Annotated in this window: 19 protein-coding genes; 16 read left to right on the forward strand and 3 right to left on the reverse strand. The window is 53.6% G+C overall.

Annotated elements, in window-relative coordinates; translation table 11 throughout:
- Positions 1 to 39 precede the first annotated feature (39 nt).
- The gene (locus tag N7268_RS12155; protein ID WP_260863119.1) at positions 40 to 1,521 is read right to left on the reverse strand and encodes an MFS transporter; all 1,482 of its coding nucleotides are present in this window, start codon (positions 1,519 to 1,521) and stop codon (positions 40 to 42) included.
- Positions 1,522 to 1,810: 289 nt separating this feature from the next.
- Between N7268_RS12155 and ybgI the strand changes: the two genes are divergently transcribed.
- Genes ybgI through nei form a run of 8 tightly spaced genes read left to right on the forward strand, consistent with a single transcriptional unit; the run spans position 1,811 to position 8,107 of the window.
- Positions 1,811 to 2,554, forward strand: a complete 744-nt coding sequence (gene ybgI / locus N7268_RS12160; RefSeq protein WP_260863120.1) for a radiation resistance protein YbgI — start codon at positions 1,811 to 1,813, stop codon at positions 2,552 to 2,554.
- 16 nt (positions 2,555 to 2,570) lie between these two features.
- A complete protein-coding gene (gene pxpB / locus N7268_RS12165; protein WP_260863551.1) occupies positions 2,571 to 3,227 on the forward strand; it encodes a 5-oxoprolinase subunit PxpB in 657 nt (218 codons plus the stop codon).
- Complete coding sequence (pxpC, locus tag N7268_RS12170) at positions 3,221 to 4,153, forward strand: 5-oxoprolinase subunit PxpC (protein ID WP_260863121.1); 933 nt, start codon at positions 3,221 to 3,223, stop codon at positions 4,151 to 4,153. The genes pxpB and pxpC overlap by 7 nt, the downstream gene beginning before the upstream one ends.
- The gene (gene pxpA / locus N7268_RS12175) at positions 4,143 to 4,877 is read left to right on the forward strand and encodes a 5-oxoprolinase subunit PxpA (RefSeq protein ID WP_260863122.1); all 735 of its coding nucleotides are present in this window, start codon (positions 4,143 to 4,145) and stop codon (positions 4,875 to 4,877) included. Before pxpC ends, pxpA begins: the two co-directional genes overlap by 11 nt.
- 55 nt (positions 4,878 to 4,932) lie before the next feature.
- Positions 4,933 to 5,655 (forward strand): DUF969 domain-containing protein, encoded by a 723-nt coding sequence (locus N7268_RS12180; RefSeq protein WP_198904911.1) that lies wholly within the window; start codon positions 4,933 to 4,935, stop codon positions 5,653 to 5,655.
- A complete protein-coding gene (locus tag N7268_RS12185) occupies positions 5,652 to 6,647 on the forward strand; it encodes a DUF979 domain-containing protein (protein ID WP_260863123.1) in 996 nt (331 codons plus the stop codon). The genes N7268_RS12180 and N7268_RS12185 overlap by 4 nt, the downstream gene beginning before the upstream one ends.
- A 9-nt stretch (positions 6,648 to 6,656) precedes the next feature.
- Entirely contained in the window at positions 6,657 to 7,301 is a 645-nt protein-coding gene (gene pcp / locus N7268_RS12190; protein ID WP_260863124.1) for a pyroglutamyl-peptidase I, read from the forward strand.
- Positions 7,302 to 7,315: 14 nt separating this feature from the next.
- Positions 7,316 to 8,107, forward strand: a complete 792-nt coding sequence (gene nei, locus N7268_RS12195) for an endonuclease VIII (protein ID WP_260863125.1) — start codon at positions 7,316 to 7,318, stop codon at positions 8,105 to 8,107.
- Here nei and N7268_RS12200 read toward each other — a convergent pair.
- Both N7268_RS12200 and N7268_RS12205 read right to left on the reverse strand, forming a co-directional pair.
- The gene (locus N7268_RS12200; RefSeq protein ID WP_260863126.1) at positions 8,104 to 9,150 is read right to left on the reverse strand and encodes an AbrB family transcriptional regulator; all 1,047 of its coding nucleotides are present in this window, start codon (positions 9,148 to 9,150) and stop codon (positions 8,104 to 8,106) included. The genes nei and N7268_RS12200 overlap by 4 nt on opposite strands.
- A 135-nt stretch (positions 9,151 to 9,285) precedes the next feature.
- Entirely contained in the window at positions 9,286 to 10,569 is a 1,284-nt protein-coding gene (locus N7268_RS12205; protein ID WP_008784136.1) for a citrate synthase, read from the reverse strand.
- 696 nt (positions 10,570 to 11,265) lie between these two features.
- On the opposite strand from N7268_RS12205, the gene sdhC reads away from it, so the two are divergent.
- From sdhC to sucD, 8 genes are all read left to right on the forward strand, one after another.
- Positions 11,266 to 11,670 (forward strand): succinate dehydrogenase cytochrome b556 subunit, encoded by a 405-nt coding sequence (gene sdhC, locus N7268_RS12210; protein WP_161959010.1) that lies wholly within the window; start codon positions 11,266 to 11,268, stop codon positions 11,668 to 11,670.
- Positions 11,664 to 12,011: a succinate dehydrogenase membrane anchor subunit gene (sdhD, locus tag N7268_RS12215; protein WP_198904906.1), complete on the forward strand. Its 348-nt coding sequence runs from the start codon at positions 11,664 to 11,666 to the stop codon at positions 12,009 to 12,011. Before sdhC ends, sdhD begins: the two co-directional genes overlap by 7 nt.
- Complete coding sequence (gene sdhA / locus N7268_RS12220) at positions 12,011 to 13,777, forward strand: succinate dehydrogenase flavoprotein subunit (RefSeq protein WP_260863127.1); 1,767 nt, start codon at positions 12,011 to 12,013, stop codon at positions 13,775 to 13,777. Before sdhD ends, sdhA begins: the two co-directional genes overlap by 1 nt.
- A gap of 15 nt (positions 13,778 to 13,792) precedes the next feature.
- Positions 13,793 to 14,509, forward strand: a complete 717-nt coding sequence (gene sdhB, locus N7268_RS12225; RefSeq protein WP_198904904.1) for a succinate dehydrogenase iron-sulfur subunit — start codon at positions 13,793 to 13,795, stop codon at positions 14,507 to 14,509.
- Positions 14,510 to 14,839: 330 nt separating this feature from the next.
- Complete coding sequence (sucA, locus tag N7268_RS12230) at positions 14,840 to 17,641, forward strand: 2-oxoglutarate dehydrogenase E1 component (RefSeq protein WP_260863128.1); 2,802 nt, start codon at positions 14,840 to 14,842, stop codon at positions 17,639 to 17,641.
- A 14-nt stretch (positions 17,642 to 17,655) separates the two neighbouring features.
- Positions 17,656 to 18,879: a 2-oxoglutarate dehydrogenase complex dihydrolipoyllysine-residue succinyltransferase gene (gene odhB / locus N7268_RS12235; RefSeq protein WP_260863129.1), complete on the forward strand. Its 1,224-nt coding sequence runs from the start codon at positions 17,656 to 17,658 to the stop codon at positions 18,877 to 18,879.
- A gap of 92 nt (positions 18,880 to 18,971) precedes the next feature.
- Positions 18,972 to 20,138 (forward strand): ADP-forming succinate--CoA ligase subunit beta, encoded by a 1,167-nt coding sequence (gene sucC / locus N7268_RS12240; RefSeq protein WP_198904901.1) that lies wholly within the window; start codon positions 18,972 to 18,974, stop codon positions 20,136 to 20,138.
- Entirely contained in the window at positions 20,138 to 21,007 is an 870-nt protein-coding gene (gene sucD / locus N7268_RS12245; protein WP_198904900.1) for a succinate--CoA ligase subunit alpha, read from the forward strand. Before sucC ends, sucD begins: the two co-directional genes overlap by 1 nt.
- Positions 21,008 to 21,136 lie beyond the last annotated feature (129 nt).

Consider the following 21,136-nt stretch of genomic DNA (forward strand, 5'->3'; position numbering starts at 1 on the left):
AAAAGACCCGAGTCGGAGTACAACATCGGGCCTGTAAACTCAGGACTCTACTGCCAGCGCACGTCTTTTAAATTTAAGCGACTGATACAGCCAAATCAGCAGCACCAGTGCCACGCAGGCCAGTGCCCCCCAGGTTATCTCGCTAAAAACATCAATATATGCGTTGATGGAATAGTTGATGGCGCCGGAGGCATCAAATGCGCTTTGTGATGTCTGATCGGCAATGATACCTGCAAGGTAATTGGCAATCGCCCCGGAAAGCAGCATATAAATGCCGGTTAATACACCGGTGACGCCTGGGATCTCAATACGCGTAATTTGTGACATCGCGACCGGGTCAATGAACAGTTCAGCAAAGCCCATTACCGCCAGCCCTAATACCATCAGCGGCATTGAGGAATGGCCATACGCTGCTGACCAGCGGGCGCTTAATGTCAGAATGCAGAAACCAGCGCTCATTAACCCCAGACCGAGGGCAAATTTACCCCAGATGCGCACGGTACGATTGCCCGTCACACTCTCTTTCACCAGCCAGGCCAGTACAATCCCACAGAGCATAACCGCGAAGGCATTGACCGACTGGAACATCGCGGTAGGAACGGAATAACCCAAAATGTCGCGATTAACGAAACGGTCGATATAGAGGCTTATTGAGCTGCCGCCCTGCTGTGCAAAGGCCCAGAACAACAGACTGAAGAAGGTCAGGGTGACGATAAGTCCCAGTTCTTTGCGTTGTTTTTGTGTTTGCGCCTGGCGGTAAATTTTTGCCAGAACCGCCAGACCAATGAGGGTCGCGACGACCAGCGCGTAAACGGACCACTCTTTCCAGAACAGAACGGTAATCAGCAGCGGTGTTGCTACCAGCAGAACCAGCAGCCATGCCCAGTTTGGCAGAATACATGTTCTGGCGCACAGGACGGCTTTGTTGACACCGGTGGTATGAGCGAAATGACGGTTCCCGCAGAGAAAAATCACTAACCCCGCCAGCATACCAATCGCCGCCAGCGCGAAGCCCATGGCCCAGCTGTATTCTTCCTGCACATAGCCACACGCGATCGGGGCGATAATCGAACCGATGTTACCCGCGGCATAGAGCAGGGAGAACCCACCGTCGCGGCGCGGATCTTCGGGTTTATACAGTTCGCCCAGCAGGCAACTGATGTTGGATTTAAACAGACCGTAGCCGCAGACGATAATCGCCAGCGACAAATAGAGGAAAGCAGGCGCCATTTCACTGGCACCCAGCACCAGATGCCCCACTGCCATTAAAAATGCGCCAATCATTACCGCCATACGATTGCCAAGCACCTTATCCGCCAGATATCCCCCCAAAATGGGGGTGACATACACCAGCGAGCAGTAGGCGCTGAACAGCTCATACGCATGATCGTCACTGTACTTAAGCTGGTTGGTGAGATACAGGATCAGCAGCGCACGCATGCCATAAAAACTGAAGTATTCCCAAATTTGCAGCGCGACGACGTAATAAATCGCGCGCGGCTGAGATGCTTGTTTATTCATTCTATTCTCGAAGTGAATGTCTCACGACAGGATGAACGTACTGTGTGAGCGTGTTTCCTTGAAGTTATAACTTTGATACAGATCTGATTATTTTTGCAATATGCTGCCTGATTGCATAAATATACATGAATAAGATCGCGTAGTGGTAACCAATTTACGTTCTGAGTTCGCGTGATTGTTTCTTGATGTGTCAGTGAAATGGCTATCGACGAACGGAGGCAGGGACGCTATTTTAGCTTAAGCTGTGTTGCTGATTGGGCATGCAGAATTGATGACAATGAGGACGATGATGAAAAACACCGAACTGGAACAACTGATCAACGACAAACTGAACAGCGCAGCCATCAGTGACTATGCGCCGAATGGTTTGCAGGTTGAGGGCAAAGAAACGGTGCATAAAATCGTGACTGGCGTGACCGCAAGCCAGGCATTATTAGATGAGGCAGTGCGTCTGGGGGCAGATGCGGTCATCGTTCATCATGGTTACTTCTGGAAGGGCGAATCCCCGATTATTCGTGGCATGAAGCGCCATCGTCTGAAAACGCTGTTAGAAAATGATATTAACCTGTATGGCTGGCACCTGCCGCTGGATGCTCACCCGGAACTCGGGAATAACGCACAACTGGCTGCGTTGCTGGGCATTACCGTGATGGGCGAAATTGAGCCTCTGGTACCGTGGGGGGAACTCTCCATGCCGGTTCCGGGGCTGGAGCTGGCATCATGGATTGAAGCGCGTTTGGGTCGTAAGCCGTTATGGTGCGGTGATACCGGACCGGAAAACGTTCAGCGTGTCGCATGGTGTACCGGAGGCGGTCAAAGCTTTATCGACAGCGCAGCGCGCTTTGGCGTTGATGCGTTTATTACCGGTGAAGTCTCTGAGCAAACCATTCACTCAGCCCGTGAGCAGGGACTGCATTTCTATGCAGCCGGACACCATGCCACCGAACGCGGTGGTATCCGTGCCTTAAGTGAATGGCTGAATGAAAACACGGAATTAGATGTGTCTTTCATTGATATTCCCAATCCAGCGTAATGAAAGAGGGATGAAAGTGCAGAGAGCGCGTTGTTATCTGTTAGGTGAGACTGCGGTAGTTCTCGAACTGGAACCGCCCATTACGCTGGCGTCCCAGAAACGTATCTGGGGTTTGACTCAGCGTCTGGTTGATGCCCCGAATGTGCTTGAAGTTATTCCGGGGATGAACAACATCACGGTGATGCTTCGCAACCCGCAAACGCTGGCGCTGGATGCGATTGAACGCTTGCAGCGCTGGTGGGAGGAGAGCGAAGCGCTGGAGCCGGACTCACGCTTTATTGATATTCCCGTTACTTATGGCAAAGCGCATGGACCGGATCTGGGCCATGTTGCGCAGCACAGTGGATTAAGCGAGAAGCAGGTTGTTGAACTGCATGCGTCGGTGGACTATGTGGTCTGGTTTATCGGGTTCCAGCCAGGATTCCCGTATCTCGGGAGCTTACCGGAACCTCTGCATACGCCAAGACGTGCTGAACCGCGCCTGATTGTTCCGGCAGGTTCCGTCGGTATTGGCGGTTCGCAAACCGGTATCTACCCGTTATCCACCCCAGGTGGATGGCAGTTGATAGGTCATACCGCCGTTAAGTTGTTCGATCCGCAGCGGGATGAACCCATCCTGTTACGGCCTGGAGATACCGTGCGCTTTGTTCCACAGAAGGAGGGGGTATGTTAACTATCATTCGTGCTGGCATGTACACCTCCATACAGGACGGCGGCCGCCACGGTTTCCGCCAGTCAGGAATAAGCCACTGCGGCGCGCTGGATAAACCTGCGCTGAACGTCGCCAATCTGTTGGTCGGTAATGATGCAAATGCCGCTGCGCTGGAGATAACGCTCGGTCAACTGGTGGTCGAGTTCGAAACGGATGGCTGGTTTGCCCTGACGGGCGCGGGATGCGAAGCGCATTTAGACCGTACACCTGTGTGGAGCGGTTGGCGACTGCCGTTCAAAGCCGGACAGCGCCTGACGTTAAAACGTCCGCTTCACGGAATGCGTAGCTATCTGGCGGTGGCGGGCGGGATTGATGTTCCCGATGTGATGGGGTCGTACAGTACCGATCTGAAAGTGGGGATTGGCGGGCTGGAAGGGCGTCTGTTAAAGGATGGCGACCGGCTGGCGGTTGGCGTTTCAACGCGACAGTTCAGCGGACCGCAGGGGGTTAAGCAGTTGATGTGGGGCAACCGCATCCGTGCGTTGCCAGGACCTGAGTATCACGAATTTGATGAGGCCTCGCAGGCGTCGTTCTGGCGCTCGCCGTGGCAGCTTAGCCCACAGAGTAACCGTATGGGGTACCGTTTGCAGGGACAACCTCTGACACGTACCACCGATCGTGAGCTGTTATCGCACGGGTTACTTCCTGGCGTGGTTCAGGTACCGCACAACGGCCAGCCTATTGTTCTGATGAATGATGCTCAGACGACGGGCGGCTATCCACGTATCGCCTGCATCATTGAGGCGGATATGTACCATCTGGCGCAAATTCCCCTGGGTCAGCCGATTCATTTTGTTCAGTGCTCGCTGGAAGAAGCGCTCAAGGCGCGTCACGATCAGCAGCGTTATCTGGAACAGTTAACATGGCGACTTAACGATGAAAATTGATTTAAATGCCGATCTTGGCGAGGGCTGCGCGAATGATGCTGCGCTGCTGCAACTGGTGTCATCGGCCAACATTGCCTGCGGATTTCATGCCGGGGACGCGCAAACCATGCTATCAAGCGTGCGTGAAGCGCTTAAAAATGGCGTCGCGGTGGGGGCGCATCCCAGCTTCCCGGATCGGGAAAACTTTGGGCGTAGCGCCATGACGTTACCGGCAGAAACGGTTTACGCACAAACGCTGTATCAAATCGGTGCGCTGGCCGCGATCACACGGGCGGAAGGCGGCGTTATGCGTCACGTCAAACCTCACGGCATGCTTTACAACCAGGCGGCGAAAGACCCGCAACTGGCGGATGCTATCGCCAGAGCGGTGCAGGCCTGCGATCCGTCGCTCATCCTGGTCGGGCTTGCCGGAAGCGAACTGATCCGTGCCGGGAAGCATTATGGGCTGGTGACGCGTCAGGAGGTTTTTGCCGATCGAGGTTATCTGGCGGATGGCAGTCTGGTGCCGCGTAGCCAGCCGGGCGCGCTGATTGAAGATGAAAACCTGGCGCTGACACAAACCTTAGAAATGGTGCAATCCGGGAGAGTAAAAAGCCAGACAGGAGAATGGGCGAGCGTCATTGCCCAGACGGTATGTATTCATGGTGATGGTGAGCACGCACTCGCTTTTGCCCGCCGCTTACGTACCGCGTTCGAAGCAGAGAAGATTCAAATTAGCGCATAATTTTTTACATACAAAACAATAACATATTACACAACAACATAGACGGGAATATATTATGGGAGAGGTCATTTCTCTCTGGCCATTGACGGGGATCGCTGTCATTGTGGTCGGATTTCTTTTACGTTTTAACCCGGTATTAGTCGTTATTATCGCCGGGATCGTCACGGGGCTGGCGGCACATATGCCGATCGCCACCATCCTCGAAAAACTGGGGGAAGGTTTTCTCAATACCCGTAACCTGCCGTTTATCCTGCTGATTCCGCTGGCGGTGATTGGTCTGCTGGAGCGCCACGGTCTGAAAGAGCGTGCTCAGGCGTGGATCGCGAAGATCCGCAGTGCCACCAGCGGCCGTCTGTTAATTGTCTATCTGTTTATCCGTGAAGCGACCGCTGCGTTGGGACTGACCAGCCTGGGCGGTCATCCGCAAATGGTGCGCCCGCTGCTGGCGCCAATGGCGGAAGGGGCGGCAGAGAAAAATCATGGCGAATTACCTGGCGCGGTGCGCTATCGCCTGCGCGCGATGTCGGCGGCGACCGATAACGTCGGGCTGTTTTTCGGTGAAGATATTTTTGTTGCCTTCGGGGCGATCATTTTCATGCACAACTTTATGCTGGAATCCGGTGGGATCCAGACGGAGCCACTGCATATCGCGCTGTGGGGGATCCCCACGGCACTGTGTGCGTTCCTGATTCACGGCACAAGATTGTGGCGTCTCGATAGCTATCTGCAACGTGAGGTGGCGAAAGCGAATGCCGTCGCGAAAGGAGAAGCGAAATGAATTTTCAGCAAAGCTATCTCTATTGGCTGGCAGGGGTGATTTTACTGATTGTGGCCGTGATGTCCTGGCAGGACAAAGCGAACCCGCGACGCGTGACGACAGGGCTGTTCTGGGGCTTGTACGGTGTGCTGTTTTTGCTTGGTGACTGGACGTATTCGCTTTTTGGCGACAAGCGCACGGTGCATATCGCTTTCGGTGTGGCGGTAGTCATACTGGCGCTGATCGCCGGTTTTGGCGGCGTAAAGCTGGGAAGCTACCATCAGCGCACGCAGCAACAGCGTGAAGAAAGTGCCAGTCGTCTGGGGAACCGCCTGTTTTTCCCGGCGCTGGCAATTCCGGTGGTGACGGTGATCGGTGTGCTGATGTTTAATCACATTCCGGGGTTACAGAATGCGCTGTTTGGGCCGGGTAATCACGCCACGCTGGTGACGCTTTTTTCGATGACTGCGGGGTCGCTGATTGGCCTGGCGATGGCGATCAAAATGACTCATGAGCGTGTCCATCAGCCGATTCAGGAGGCGCGCCGCTTGCTGGATTCTATCGGCTGGGCCTTCATCCTGCCACAAATTCTGGCGACTCTGGGTCTGCTGTTTACGGCTGCGGGTGTCGGCAGCGGTATTTCATATTTAACCCAGGAATACCTCGCAGTCGATAGCCGTTTTATCGCGGTCGCGGTGTATACCATTGGCATGGCATTACTGACCATGGTGATGGGAAATGCGTTCGCGGCGTTCCCGATTGTGACGGCGGGAATTGGTATTCCGATTCTGGTGCTGCAGCATGGGGGCAACCCGGCGGTAATGGCAGCTATCGGTATGTTCTCTGGGTATTGCGGTACGCTGATGACGCCAATGGCCGCGAACTTTAATATCGTGCCAGCGGCTCTGCTGGAACTGCCGGATAAAAATGCGGTGATTAAAGCGCAGGTACCCACCGGAGTGTTGCTCTTGTTGGTCAACGTATTCCTGATGTATTTCCTGATGTTTTTGTAAGGAGGAAGGATGAAAACGGTATTGATCACCGGATTTGAACCGTTTGGCGGCGAATCCGTTAACCCTTCATGGGAAGTGGTCTCGGGTCTCGACAATGTTATTATTGACGGATGTCGCGTAGTGGCGCGCCAGCTTCCGTGCGTATTTGGCGAATCTATTGATGTGCTCAATGCCGCTATTGACGCGCTATCACCCTCGCTGGTGCTGGCGGTTGGTCAGGCTGGGGGGCGGACGGATATTACCGTTGAACGTGTGGCGATCAACGTTGACGATGCCCGCATTGCGGATAACCAGGGGCAGCAACCTGTTGATGAACCGATCGTGGATGATGGTCCGGCGGCGTGGTTCAGCACATTGCCGATCAAAGCTATGGTTGCCGCCATGCGCCGCGCCGGTATTCCTGCTTCGGTTTCTCAGACTGCAGGCACCTTCGTCTGTAACCACGTGATGTATGGCCTGCTGCATAAACTGCGTGATACGTCGGCCGTGAAGGGCGGGTTTATTCATATTCCCTATCTGCCGGAACAAGGGGCGGCACATCCTGGGGCGCCCAGTATGGCCGCAGAAACTGTGCGACGAGCACTGGAGGTCGCGATAATCACTGCTTTGCAGGTGGATCGCGATATCGCCGTCACGGGCGGCGCTACTCACTAACAAAGGACAGTATTATGCCTGAAGGCCCGGAGATCCGCCGCGCGGCGGATAACCTGGAGGCGGCAGTCAAAGGCAAACTCCTGACGGACGTCTGGTTTGCCTTTGAGCAGTTAAAACCGTATCAATCTCAACTGATTGGGCAGAGGATCACGCTGCTTGAAACGCGCGGCAAAGCCTTGCTGACCCACTTTTCAAATGGCCTGACGCTGTACAGTCACAATCAGCTTTACGGCGTATGGCGGGTGATAGACACGGGGACAATCCCGCAGACTTCGCGGGTATTGCGCGTCAGACTGCAAACGCACGACAAAACCATTCTGCTTTACAGCGCATCGGATATAGAAATCCTGACGCCGGAACAGCTCGCCACCCATCCTTTTTTGCAGCGGGTGGGACCGGATGTACTGGATCTGCGTTTAACCCCCGATGATGTCAAAACGCGTCTGCTTTTACCGCGTTTTCGTAATCGTCAGTTTTCCGGTCTGTTACTGGATCAGGCGTTTCTTGCGGGGCTGGGAAACTATCTGCGCGTGGAGATCCTTTGGCAGGTGGGACTGACCGGGCAACATAAAGCCTCGCAGCTCGGCGCTGAAAAGCTCGATGCGCTGGCGCATGCGTTGATCGCTATTCCGCGCTTGTCTTATAACACCCGTGGGCAGGTCGATGACAACAAACATCACGGTGCGTTGTTTCGCTTTAATGTCTTTCATCGGGACGGAGAGGTCTGCACTCGATGTGGCGGGATTATCGAAAAAACGACACTCTCTTCACGACCGTTTTACTGGTGTCCGGGCTGTCAGCATTAAGCCGTCTGTCTGGGGGCATGCAGCGAAATAAACCGCGCCACTGCCGGTCCCGTCAATAAAATACTGAACAGCCGTAGCGTCTGCATGGCCATGATCAGCGCCATATCCGCATGGCTTCCTGCGGCAATCACCGCGACACTGTCCACCCCGCCCGGGCTGGTTGCCAGGTAAGCGGTAAGAAAATCGATCTGCATATAGTGCGCCAGTCCCCAGGCCATGGTCGCGCAGATCGCCATCAGTGAAAAAATAGACAACAGGATCTGTGGCAGGGGACGCAGCGCCATAAAAAAGATCTGTTTGTCAAAACCCAGGCCGATTTGCCAGCCGATGGCCATATACGCGATCGCCAGTAGCCATTCCGGCAGTTCAATCATCATCACGCCGCCTGCGTTCAGCAATGCACCTATCAGCATTGGCAATAACATGACGCCAGAAGGGATGCGTAGCAAGCGCCCGGCAATTCCGGCAACGGCAGCCAGCATCAGGGTGCTGAACAGATTGACGCTGAGTGGCGGAAACCAGATGATTTGCTCGCTGACCGTTTGTGCCTGGTCGCCCATCACCAGTCGGGTGACCAGCGCGGCTGCGCCCACCACCAGTAACACTCGCAGATACTGCATAAACGCCACGAGGCGGATATCAGCCCCATAATCCTGCGCCATGGCGACCATTGCCGCTGCACCGCCTGGCGATGAACCCCATGCCCCGGTGTTGCCCGGTAACTGGCTATAACGTACCAGCAGCCAGCCTATCGCCGCGCTGGAAAGTAGGGTCGCCAGCAGAATGGCAATTACCACCGGCCAATGTGCTGCCAGCGTCGTAAAAATGGAGCCCGTAAGATTTTGCGCAATCATGCAGCCGAGAATGGCCTGCGCACCGAGAAACGTGCAGCGAGGGGGATGCAGCGAAATACCGCGCATACTGAAAATAATACCGACAATCATCGACCCGAGCAGTAATGGCCCCGGAAGATGGATAAACAGAAACAGCAGGGAAAGAAGAAGTGACAGTATAAACAGTGCACCCCACTGCAAAACAGGCATCCCATGCTCCTGAATAAAATTAGAGAAATCTCAGTAAATCATAGAGAAAGGATGGGCGGATTAACACAATGCATGTCAAGAAAAAGGGAATATGCCGGATGGCGACGCCACAGCATCGCCATCCGGTAACAGGGATTAACGCTTAATGTCGGACTTGAAATCGCGCTTGTCGTAGCCGGTATACAGCTGACGAGGGCGGGCGATCTTCATGCCGTCAGTGTGCATTTCGTTCCAGTGAGCAATCCAGCCAACGGTACGTGCCATGGCGAAGATCACGGTGAACATGGAGGACGGAATGCCCATCGCTTTCAGGATGATGCCAGAGTAGAAGTCTACGTTCGGGTAGAGTTTCTTCTCGATGAAGTACGGATCGTTCAGCGCGATGTGCTCAAGCTCCATGGCCACTTCCAGCAGGTCATCTTTGGTGCCCAGCTCTTTCAGTACTTCGTGGCAAGTTTCACGCATGACGGTTGCACGCGGGTCGTAGTTTTTGTAAACACGGTGACCAAAGCCCATCAGGCGGAAGGAGTCATTCTTGTCTTTCGCGCGGCGAACAAATTCCGGAATGTGTTTAACGGAGCTGATTTCTTCCAGCATTTTCAGCGCAGCTTCGTTTGCGCCGCCGTGTGCCGGTCCCCACAGGGAGGCAATACCTGCTGCGATACAGGCAAACGGGTTAGCGCCAGAAGAGCCGGCGGTACGTACGGTTGAGGTTGAAGCATTCTGTTCGTGGTCTGCGTGCAGGATCAGGATACGGTCCATTGCGCGTTCCAGGATTGGATTCACTTCATATTTTTCGCACGGGGTAGAGAACATCATGTTCAGGAAGTTACCGGCATACGAGAGGTCGTTGCGCGGATAAACAAACGGCTGACCGATGGAGTATTTGTAGCACATCGCTGCCATGGTTGGCATTTTAGACAGCAGGCGGAACGCGGCGATTTCACGGTGACGCGCATTATTCACATCGAGAGAATCGTGATAGAACGCAGCCAGCGCACCGGTTACACCGCACATGACGGCCATCGGGTGGGAATCGCGGCGGAAACCGTGGAACAGACGGGTGATCTGCTCATGGATCATGGTATGGCGAGTGACCGTGGTTTTGAACTCGTCGTACTCTTCCTGCGTCGGTTTTTCGCCATACAGCAGGATATAACACACTTCCAGATAGTTGGATTCAGTTGCCAACTGGTCAATCGGGAAGCCGCGATGCAGCAAAATACCTTCGTCACCGTCGATGAACGTAATTTTGGATTCGCAGGATGCGGTAGAGGTGAAACCTGGGTCAAAAGTAAACATGCCTTTTGAACCAAGGCTACGAATATCAATAACGTCTTGACCGAGTGTACCTTTTAGCACATCCAGTTCAATAGCAGCATCACCGTTTAGAGTGAGTTTTGCTTTAGTATCAGCCATTTACGGTCTCCTTAGCGCCTTATTGCTTAAGACTGCAGATGTCAGACTTGTCTTCGATACATCAATTAACCGTTACCAGTTTGTTATTCGGCTCGCCGCTCTGCGAGAGAGGAGAAAACCAGGGTACAGAGCAATGGGCGCTTGCAGGTAAATCAGTCAACTCATGGTGAATTTGCAACAAATCAACAACTTAGCAATCCGAATTATTTAACCTGTCTACACTAATAACTGTCCTGAAGGTATTGGTCAATACTCCCACACTGTTACATAACTAATTCAAGGGTGAAAGAGTGACCCCATAACTTTTACGCATTATATGCTTTTTCTGGTGTCGTTTGTAACAACTTTGTTTAATGATTGTCAAATCAGATGATTAAAAATTAAAATAATGTTGTTATCGTGACCTGTGTCACTGTTCGGGATAAAACCCGACAAACTATATGTAGGTTAATTGTAATGATTTTGTGAACGTCCTATACTGCCGCCAGGTCTCCGGAATACCCTGCAATCCCGAGCCAACCAGCGTTGTAACGTGTCGTTTTAGGAACTGGAAGCAGTGTTTTATATGACGCGTAGTTATGGTAAGGACGCTGTCTGACCCGCACGCAGACCGGAGGAAGGAAATCCCGTCGTTTTTCTGGTTACAGGTGTCTTCATCTCCTGAACCCGAAGTCCAAAGGGAATAATAAGAACAGCATGTGGGCGTTATTCATGATAAGAAATGTGAAAAAACAAAGACCTGTCAATCTGGATCTGCAAACGATCCGGTTCCCAATCACGGCGATAGCGTCCATTCTCCATCGCGTATCTGGAGTGATCACCTTCGTGGCGGTCGGGATACTGTTGTGGTTATTGGGTACCAGCCTTTCCTCCCCTGAAGGTTTCCTCGCGGCATCATCCATTATGAATAACTTCTTTGTAGAGTTAATTCTGTGGGGGATTCTGATCGCGCTGGCATATCACGCTGTAATGGGCATCCGCCATCTGTTGATGGATTTTGGCTACATTGAAGAAACCCTCGAAGCAGGGACGCGTTCCGCCAAAATTTCTTTTGTTATCATTGTCGTGCTTTCACTTCTCGCAGGAGTCCTCGTATGGTAAGCAACGCCTCCGCATTAGGACGCAATGGCGTACATGACTTCATTCTGGTCCGTGCTACCGCTATCGTTCTGACGTTATACATCATCTACATGGTCGGCTTTTTCGCCACCAGCGGCGATCTGACCTGGGAAATCTGGACCGGTTTTTTCTCATCGGCATTCACCAAAGTCTTCACCCTGCTGGCACTTTTCTCCATCTTGATTCATGCCTGGATTGGCATGTGGCAGGTGTTGACCGACTACGTTAAACCGCTGGCTGTGCGCCTGATTCTGCAACTGGCTATCGTCGTTGCGCTGGTGGTTTACGTCATTTATGGATTTGTTGTGGTGTGGGGTGTGTAATGAAACTGCCAGTCAGAGAATTTGATGCTGTTGTGATTGGTGCCGGTGGCGCAGGTATGCGCGCGGCGCTGCAAATTTCCCAGAGCGGCCAGACCTGTGCGCTGCTTTCTAAAGTCTTCCCAACCCGTTCCCATACCGTGTCTGCGCAGGGTGGCATCACCGTTGCGCTCGGTAATACCCATGACGATAACTGGGAATGGCACATGTACGACACCGTAAAAGGGTCGGACTACATTGGCGATCAGGACGCTATTGAATATATGTGTAAGACCGGCCCGGAAGCGATTCTGGAGCTGGACCATATGGGGCTGCCGTTCTCTCGTCTGGAGAATGGCACCATTTATCAGCGTCCGTTTGGCGGCCAGTCGAAAAACTTCGGCGGCGAGCAGGCGGCGCGTACTGCGGCGGCGGCTGACCGTACTGGCCATGCGCTGCTGCACACCCTGTATCAGCAGAACCTGAAAAACCACACCACCATCTTTTCTGAATGGTATGCGTTGGATCTGGTGAAAAACGCCGACGGCGCGGTTGTCGGATGTACCGCGCTGTGTATCGAAACCGGTGAAGTGGTTTACTTCAAAGCCCGTGCGACCGTGCTGGCAACCGGCGGTGCTGGCCGTATTTATCAGTCTACAACTAACGCCCACATTAATACCGGTGACGGCGTGGGCATGGCTATTCGTGCCGGTGTTCCGGTACAGGATATGGAAATGTGGCAGTTCCACCCGACCGGTATTGCCGGCGCGGGCGTACTGGTTACCGAAGGTTGCCGTGGTGAAGGCGGTTACCTGCTGAATAAACACGGCGAACGCTTCATGGAGCGTTATGCCCCGAATGCGAAAGACCTTGCGGGTCGTGACGTGGTGGCGCGTTCCATCATGATCGAAATCCGTGAAGGTCGTGGTTGTGATGGTCCGTGGGGCCCGCACGCCAAGCTGAAACTTGATCATCTGGGTAAAGAAGTTCTCGAATCCCGTCTGCCGGGTATTCTTGAGCTCTCCCGTACCTTTGCGCACGTTGACCCGGTGAAAGAGCCAATCCCGGTTATCCCAACCTGTCACTATATGATGGGTGGCATCCCGACCAAAGTCACCGGTCAGGCGCTGACCGTGAACGAGCAGGGCGAAGATGTCGTCATTCCTGGCCTGTTTGCAGTGGGCGAAATCGCCTGCGTATCCGTACACGGTGCCAACCGTCTGGGCGGTAACTCGCTGCTTGACCTGGTGGTGTTCGGTCGTGCGGTGGGTCTGCATCTGCAGGAATCTATCGCTGAGCAGGGCGATCTGCGGGATGCGACTGAAGAAGAGATCGATGCCTCTCTGGCGCGTCTGAACCGTTGGAACGGTAACCGTGATGGTGAAGATCCAGTGGCTATCCGTAAAGCGCTGCAAGAATGTATGCAACATAACTTCTCGGTATTCCGTGAAGGCGACGCGATGGCGAAAGGTCTTGAAGAGTTGAAAGCCATCCGCGAGCGTCTGAAAAACGCCCGTCTGGATGATACTTCCAGTGAGTTCAACACCCAGCGCGTTGAGTGTCTTGAGTTGGATAACCTGATGGAAACTGCGTACGCCACGGCGGTGTCCGCTAACTTCCGTACCGAAAGCCGTGGTGCACATAGCCGCTTCGACTTCCCGGAACGTGATGATGAAAACTGGCTGTGCCATTCCCTGTACCTGCCAGAATCGGAATCCATGACGCGACGTCAGGTCAATATGGAACCGAAACTGCGCCCGGCATTCCCGCCGAAGATTCGTACTTATTAATGCGGAGACAGGACAATGAAACTCGAGTTTTCGATTTATCGCTATAACCCGGATGTTGACGATGCTCCGCGCATGCAGGATTACACGCTGGAAGCGGAAGAAGGGCGTGACATGATGCTGCTGGATGCGCTGATGCAGCTGAAAGAAAAAGATCCGTCGCTGTCATTTCGTCGCTCCTGCCGTGAAGGGGTCTGCGGTTCCGATGGCCTGAACATGAACGGTAAAAATGGACTGGCCTGTATCACACCGATTTCTGCACTGAATCAGCCGGGCAAGAAAATTGTTATCCGCCCTCTGCCTGGTTTACCGGTCGTGCGTGATTTGGTGGTAGACATGGGGCAATTCTATGCACAGTATGAGAAGATTAAGCCTTACTTGTTGAATAATGGGAAAAATCCACCGGCTCGTGAGCATTTACAAATGCCTGAGCAGCGTGAGAAGCTCGATGGGCTGTATGAATGTATTTTATGTGCATGCTGCTCAACATCGTGCCCATCATTCTGGTGGAACCCGGACAAGTTTATTGGCCCGGCAGGTTTGTTGGCCGCGTATCGCTTCCTGATTGACAGCCGCGATACCGAAACCGACAGCCGCCTGGAAGGGTTAAGTGACGCTTTCAGCGTATTCCGCTGCCATAGCATCATGAACTGCGTCAGCGTATGTCCTAAAGGACTGAACCCGACGCGCGCCATCGGCCATATTAAGTCGATGCTGTTGAAACGTAGTGCGTAAGTTGTCGTTGTTGCCGGGGAAGACGTTTTCCCCGGCAGTGTAGGAAACCTCTAAAAACTGCCCCGTATTTTTGACAGTTTTTAAAGGTTCCTTCGCGAGCCATATGACAAAAGAGCTCGCAAGTGAACCCCGGCACGCACAGTGGTGTGCGTGGTAGTATCCACGGCGAATATACTCGTCATCGTTTACGTTGCATGTGCGTTGGTTGCGCTTGCTCATCCCGGTCACTTACTGGATGTAAGCTCCCGGGGATCCGCAAGCTCGATGCTTTCCTGAAACGTGATCGATTTCGAGTATTAAGTAAGCACAAAAGATGCTTAAGGGATCACGATGCAGAACAGCGCTTTGAAAGCCTGGTTGGACTCTTCTTACCTCTCTGGTTCAAACCAGAGCTGGATAGAACAGCTCTATGAAGACTTCTTAACCGACCCTGACTCGGTAGATGCTAACTGGCGTTCGACGTTCCAGCAGTTACCTGGCACCGGAGTCAAACCGGATCAACTCCACTCAAAAACGCGTGATTATTTCCGTCGGCAGGCGTTGGTTACCCCTCGTTACTCCTCCACTATTTCCGACCCTGATGCTAATGCGAAGCAGGTTAAAGTCCTGCAGCTCATTAACGCCTATCGTTTCCGCGGTCATCAACATGCGAATCTTGATCCGCTGGGACTGTGGCAGCAAGAGAACGTGGCCGATCTGGATCCTTCTTTCCACGATCTGACCGATGCGGATTTCCAGGAAAGCTTCAACGTGGGTTCATTTGCCGGTGGCAAAGATACGATGAAGCTGAGCGACCTGGTTGAGGCGCTGAAACAAACTTACTGCGGCTCGATTGGCGCCGAGTATATGCACATTACCAGCACCGAAGAGAAACGCTGGCTTCAGCAGCGCCTTGAATCCGGCCATGCCGCGTTCAGCAGCGAAGAGAAGAAACGCTTCCTCAGTGAACTGACCGCAGCTGAAGGTCTGGAACGTTACCTGGGAGCAAAATTCCCGGGCGCTAAACGTTTCTCGCTGGAAGGCGGCGATGCGTTAATTCCGATGCTCAAAGAGATGATTCGCCATGCAGGTAACAGCGGTACGCGCGAAGTGGTTCTGGGCATGGCGCACCGTGGTCGTTTGAACGTACTGGTTAACGTGCTGGGCAAACGCCCGCAGGAACTGTTCGACGAATTTGCGGGCAAACATAAAGAGCACCTCGGTACCGGTGACGTGAAGTACCACATGGGCTTCTCATCGGATATCGAAACCGAAGGCGGTCTGGTTCACCTGGCGCTGGCGTTTAACCCGTCGCACCTGGAAATCGTCAGCCCGGTCGTTATCGGTTCCGTTCGCGCGCGTCTGGACAGACTCGACGAGCCGAGCAGCAATAAAGTCTTGCCGATCACGATTCACGGCGATGCTGCAGTGACTGGCCAGGGCGTGGTTCAGGAAACCCTGAACATGTCGAAAGCACGTGGTTACGAAGTGGGCGGTACCGTTCGCATCGTCATCAACAACCAGGTGGGCTTCACGACCTCTAACCCGCTGGATGCGCGTTCTACGCCGTATTGCACCGACATCGGTAAGATGGTTCAGGCGCCGATTTTCCACGTTAACGCTGATGATCCTGAAGCGGTCGCTTTCGTCACTCGTCTGGCGCTGGATTTCCGTAACACCTTCAAGCGTGATGTCTTCATCGATCTGTTCTGCTACCGTCGTCACGGCCATAACGAAGCCGATGAGCCGAGTGCAACGCAGCCGTTGATGTATCAGAAAATCAAAAAACATCCGACGCCGCGCAAAATCTACGCTGACAAGCTGGAGCAGGACAAAGTCGCGACGCTGGAAGATGCAACCGAAATGGTCAATCTCTATCGCGATGCGCTGGATGCTGGCGAATGTGTGGTGAAAGAGTGGCGTCCGATGAACATGCACTCCTTTACCTGGTCGCCGTACCTCAACCATGAGTGGGATGAAAACTACCCGAACAAGGTTGAGATGAAGCGTCTGCAGGAACTGGCCAAACGTATCAGCACTGTGCCGGAAGCGGTAGAGATGCAGTCTCGCGTCGCCAAAATTTACGGTGACCGTCAGGCGATGGCGGCAGGCGAGAAGCTGTTCGACTGGGGCGGCGCGGAAACGCTGGCTTACGCGACGCTGGTTGATGAAGGTATTCCGGTGCGTCTGTCAGGTGAAGATGCGGGCCGCGGTACGTTCTTCCACCGTCACGCGGTGATTCACAACCAGTCAAATGGTTCTACTTACACGCCGCTGCAGCACGTTCATAACGGTCAGGGCACTTTCCGTGTCTGGGACTCCGTGCTGTCTGAAGAAGCGGTACTGGCATTCGAATACGGTTACGCCACCGCAGAGCCGCGCACGCTGACTATCTGGGAAGCACAGTTTGGTGACTTCGCCAACGGCGCGCAGGTGGTTATCGACCAGTTCATCTCCTCCGGTGAGCAGAAATGGGGCCGTATGTGTGGCCTGGTTATGCTGCTGCCGCACGGCTACGAAGGGCAGGGACCGGAGCACTCCTCCGCGCGTCTGGAACGTTATTTGCAGCTTTGCGCTGAGCAAAACATGCAGGTCTGCGTACCGTCTACTCCGGCGCAGGTTTACCACATGCTGCGTCGTCAGGCGCTGCGCGGTATGCGTCGTCCGTTAGTGGTGATGTCGCCGAAGTCATTGCTGCGTCATCCGCTGGCAGTGTCCACGCTTGACGAACTGGCTAACGGCGCGTTCCTGCCAGCCATTGGCGAAATTGATGAACTTGATCCGAAAGGCGTGAAGCGCGTAGTGATGTGTTCTGGTAAGGTTTATTACGACCTGCTGGAACAGCGCCGCAAGAATGATCAAAAAGATGTCGCCATTGTGCGCATCGAACAGCTCTATCCGTTCCCGCATAAAGCGGTGCAGGAAGCGCTGAAACCTTTTGCTCATGTACATGATTTTGTCTGGTGCCAGGAAGAGCCGCTAAACCAGGGCGCATGGTACTGCAGTCAGCATCATTTCCGTGAAGTGATTCCATTTGGGTCTGCTCTGCGTTATGCAGGTCGCCCGGCCTCTGCCTCTCCGGCAGTAGGATATATGTCCGTTCACCAGAAACAGCAACAAGATCTGGTCAATGACGCGCTGAACGTCGATTAAATAAAGGATAAATAATGAGTAGCGTAGATATTCTTGTTCCCGACCTGCCTGAATCCGTAGCGGATGCAACGGTTGCAACCTGGCACAAAAAACCGGGCGATGCAGTACGTCGTGATGAAGTACTGGTAGAAATCGAAACTGACAAAGTGGTACTGGAAGTACCGGCATCAGCGGACGGTATTCTTGATGCGGTTCTGGAAGATGAAGGCACCACAGTGACTTCTCGTCAGATCCTCGGTCGCCTGCGTGAAGGCAACAGCACCGGGAAAGAGACCAGTGCCAAGTCTGAAGAGAAAGATTCTACTCCGGCGCAGCGCCAGCAGGCGTCGCTCTCTGAGCAGAATAACGATGCCCTGAGCCCGGCGATCCGTCGCCTGCTGGGTGAGCACAATCTCGAAGCCAGCGCCATCAACGGCACGGGTGTTGGCGGTCGCATTACCCGTGAAGATGTTGAAAAACATCTGGCCAAAGCACCGGCGGCAAAAGAAGAAGCCAAAGCACCGGCCGCGGCTCCTGCAGCACAGCCTGCGCTGGGCGCACGTGGTGAAAAACGTGTACCGATGACCCGTCTGCGCAAACGCGTAGCTGAGCGTCTGTTGGAAGCGAAAAACTCTACCGCAATGCTGACGACCTTCAACGAAGTCAACATGAAGCCGATTATGGATCTGCGCAAGCAGTACGGTGACGCGTTTGAAAAACGTCACGGTATCCGTCTGGGCTTTATGTCTTTCTACGTTAAAGCCGTGGTTGAAGCGCTGAAACGCTATCCGGAAGTGAACGCCTCTATCGATGGCGATGACGTGGTCTATCACAACTACTTTGATGTCAGCATGGCGGTCTCTACGCCGCGCGGCCTGGTGACCCCGGTTCTGCGTGATGTCGATCTGCTGGGTATGGCTGACATCGAGAAAAATATCAAAGAGCTGGCAGTAAAAGGTCGCGACGGTAAGTTGACGGTTGAAGATCTGACGGGCGGTAACTTCACCATCACTAACGGTGGTGTGTTTGGCTCCCTGATGTCCACACCAATCATCAACCCACCGCAGAGCGCCATCCTGGGTATGCATGCCATTAAAGATCGCCCGATGGCTGTAGACGGTAAGGTTGAAATCCTGCCGATGATGTATCTGGCGCTGTCTTATGACCACCGTCTGATTGATGGTCGTGAGTCAGTAGGCTTCCTGGTGACCATTAAAGAGTTGCTGGAAGATCCAACACGTCTGCTGCTGGACGTGTAACCAAAAAGAGTATCACCTGCCCCGTAGGTCTGAATCTCTCATCAGGCCTACGGGTTAAAAGATAACGATTACCTGAAGGATGGACAGAACACATGAACTTACATGAATATCAGGCAAAACAACTTTTTGCCCGCTATGGCTTACCGGCACCGGTGGGTTATGCCTGTACTACTCCGCGTGAAGCTGAAGAAGCTGCATCAAAAATCGGCGCAGGCCCGTGGGTAGTGAAATGTCAGGTTCACGCTGGTGGCCGTGGTAAAGCGGGCGGTGTGAAAGTGGTTAACAGCAAAGAAGACATTCGCGCTTTTGCTGAACACTGGCTGGGTAAACGTCTGGTGACCTACCAAACAGATGCTAATGGCCAACCGGTAAATCAGATTCTGGTTGAAGCGGCGACCGACATTGGTAAAGAGCTTTACCTCGGCGCAGTCGTTGACCGTAGCTCACGTCGCGTGGTCTTTATGGCCTCCACTGAAGGCGGCGTGGAAATTGAAAAAGTGGCGGAAGAAACCCCGCACCTGATCCACAAAGTGGCTCTCGATCCGCTGACCGGCCCAATGCCGTATCAGGGACGCGACCTGGCGTTTAAACTGGGCCTGGAAGGTAAGCAGGTTCAGCAATTCACCAAGATCTTTATGGGACTGGCGAATATCTTCCTGGAGCGCGACCTGGCGCTGATCGAAATCAACCCGCTGGTCGTGACTAAGCAGGGCGATCTGATCTGCCTCGACGGTAAACTGGGCGCTGACGGTAACGCACTGTTCCGCCAGCCAGATCTGCGTGAAATGCGCGATCAGTCTCAGGAAGACCCGCGTGAAGCACAGGCTGCACAGTGGGAACTGAACTATGTTGCTCTGGACGGTAACATCGGTTGTATGGTTAACGGTGCGGGCCTGGCAATGGGCACCATGGACATCGTTAAGCTGCACGGTGGCGAACCGGCTAACTTCCTGGATGTTGGCGGCGGCGCAACCAAAGAGCGTGTCACGGAAGCATTCAAAATCATCCTCTCTGATGACAACGTTAAAGCCGTTCTGGTTAACATCTTCGGCGGTATCGTTCGTTGTGACCTGATCGCTGACGGTATCATCGGCGCGGTAGCGGAAGTGGGCGTAAACGTTCCAGTGGTTGTGCGTCTGGAAGGTAACAATGCCGAGCTCGGCGCGAAAAAACTGGCTGACAGCGGCCTGAATATTATTGCAGCGAAAAGTCTGACGGATGCAGCTCAGCAGGTTGTTGCCGCAGTGGAGGGGAAATAATGTCTGTTTTAATTAATAAAAATACCAAGGTTATCTGTCAGGGTTTTACCGGTAGCCAGGGGACGTTCCACTCCGAGCAGGCGATTGCTTACGGTACACAAATGGTCGGTGGCGTAACACCGGGTAAAGGCGGCACCACTCACCTGGGCCTGCCGGTATTTAACACCGTGCGTGAAGCCGTAGAAGCCACGGGCGCGACAGCGTCTGTTATCTATGTACCTGCGCCGTTCTGCAAAGATTCTATTCTGGAAGCGATTAACGCAGGCATCAAACTGATCATTACCATCACTGAAGGTATCCCGACGCTGGATATGCTGACCGTGAAAGTGGCGCTGGATGAAGCTGGCGTACGCATGATTGGCCCGAACTGCCCAGGTGTTATCACCCCGGGCGAGTGCAAAATCGGCATTATGCCGGGCCATATTCACAAACCGGGTAAAGTGGGTATCGTTTCCCGTTCCGGCACGCTGACTTATGAAGCGGTTAAGCAGACCACTGACTACGGTTTTGGTCAGTCTACCTGTGTAGGTATCGGCGGTGACCCGATCCCTGGCTCTAACTTCATCGATATTCTGAAGCTGTTCCAGGAAGATCCACAGACTGAAGCAATCGTGATGATCGGTGAGATCGGTGGTAGCGCGGAAGAAGAAGCGGCTGCCTACATCAAAGATCACGTAACTAAACCGGTTGTGGGCTACATCGCCGGTGTGACCGCGCCGAAAGGCAAGCGTATGGGTCACGCAGGGGCAATTATCGCAGGGGGTAAAGGTACGGCAGATGAGAAATTCGCCGCACTGGAAGCCGCTGGCGTGAAAACCGTGCGTAGCCTCGCGGATATCGGCGAAGCACTGAAAGCGGTTATTAAGTAATCCTCAAAAGCAGTAACAAAACCCGACCCCTTCGCGCGACAGGAAATAGTTGTTGTGCGAAGGATGCAGGGTTGATTCGTTTTCGACATGGTTGGCCATCTTATGATGGCCTTTTTTATTTGTCTTAAT

Source organism: Citrobacter sp. Marseille-Q6884, from assembly GCF_945906775.1.
Classification (GTDB): Bacteria; Pseudomonadota; Gammaproteobacteria; order Enterobacterales; family Enterobacteriaceae; genus Citrobacter.

Coding starts and splice junctions, on each gene's coding strand:
- sucC (WP_198904901.1), top strand. CDS start 18,972: ATGAACTTACATGAATATCAGGCAAAACAACTTTTTGCCCGCTATGGC.
- pxpC (WP_260863121.1), top strand. CDS start 3,221: ATGTTAACTATCATTCGTGCTGGCATGTACACCTCCATACAGGACGGC.
- sdhB (WP_198904904.1), top strand. CDS start 13,793: ATGAAACTCGAGTTTTCGATTTATCGCTATAACCCGGATGTTGACGAT.
- ybgI (WP_260863120.1), top strand. CDS start 1,811: ATGAAAAACACCGAACTGGAACAACTGATCAACGACAAACTGAACAGC.
- sdhC (WP_161959010.1), top strand. CDS start 11,266: ATGTGGGCGTTATTCATGATAAGAAATGTGAAAAAACAAAGACCTGTC.
- nei (WP_260863125.1), top strand. CDS start 7,316: ATGCCTGAAGGCCCGGAGATCCGCCGCGCGGCGGATAACCTGGAGGCG.
- sucD (WP_198904900.1), top strand. CDS start 20,138: ATGTCTGTTTTAATTAATAAAAATACCAAGGTTATCTGTCAGGGTTTT.
- sdhA (WP_260863127.1), top strand. CDS start 12,011: ATGAAACTGCCAGTCAGAGAATTTGATGCTGTTGTGATTGGTGCCGGT.
- odhB (WP_260863129.1), top strand. CDS start 17,656: ATGAGTAGCGTAGATATTCTTGTTCCCGACCTGCCTGAATCCGTAGCG.
- pcp (WP_260863124.1), top strand. CDS start 6,657: ATGAAAACGGTATTGATCACCGGATTTGAACCGTTTGGCGGCGAATCC.
- pxpA (WP_260863122.1), top strand. CDS start 4,143: ATGAAAATTGATTTAAATGCCGATCTTGGCGAGGGCTGCGCGAATGAT.
- N7268_RS12155 (WP_260863119.1), bottom strand. CDS start 1,521: ATGAATAAACAAGCATCTCAGCCGCGCGCGATTTATTACGTCGTCGCG.
- sdhD (WP_198904906.1), top strand. CDS start 11,664: ATGGTAAGCAACGCCTCCGCATTAGGACGCAATGGCGTACATGACTTC.
- N7268_RS12185 (WP_260863123.1), top strand. CDS start 5,652: ATGAATTTTCAGCAAAGCTATCTCTATTGGCTGGCAGGGGTGATTTTA.
- sucA (WP_260863128.1), top strand. CDS start 14,840: ATGCAGAACAGCGCTTTGAAAGCCTGGTTGGACTCTTCTTACCTCTCT.
- N7268_RS12205 (WP_008784136.1), bottom strand. CDS start 10,569: ATGGCTGATACTAAAGCAAAACTCACTCTAAACGGTGATGCTGCTATT.
- N7268_RS12180 (WP_198904911.1), top strand. CDS start 4,933: ATGGGAGAGGTCATTTCTCTCTGGCCATTGACGGGGATCGCTGTCATT.
- N7268_RS12200 (WP_260863126.1), bottom strand. CDS start 9,150: ATGCCTGTTTTGCAGTGGGGTGCACTGTTTATACTGTCACTTCTTCTT.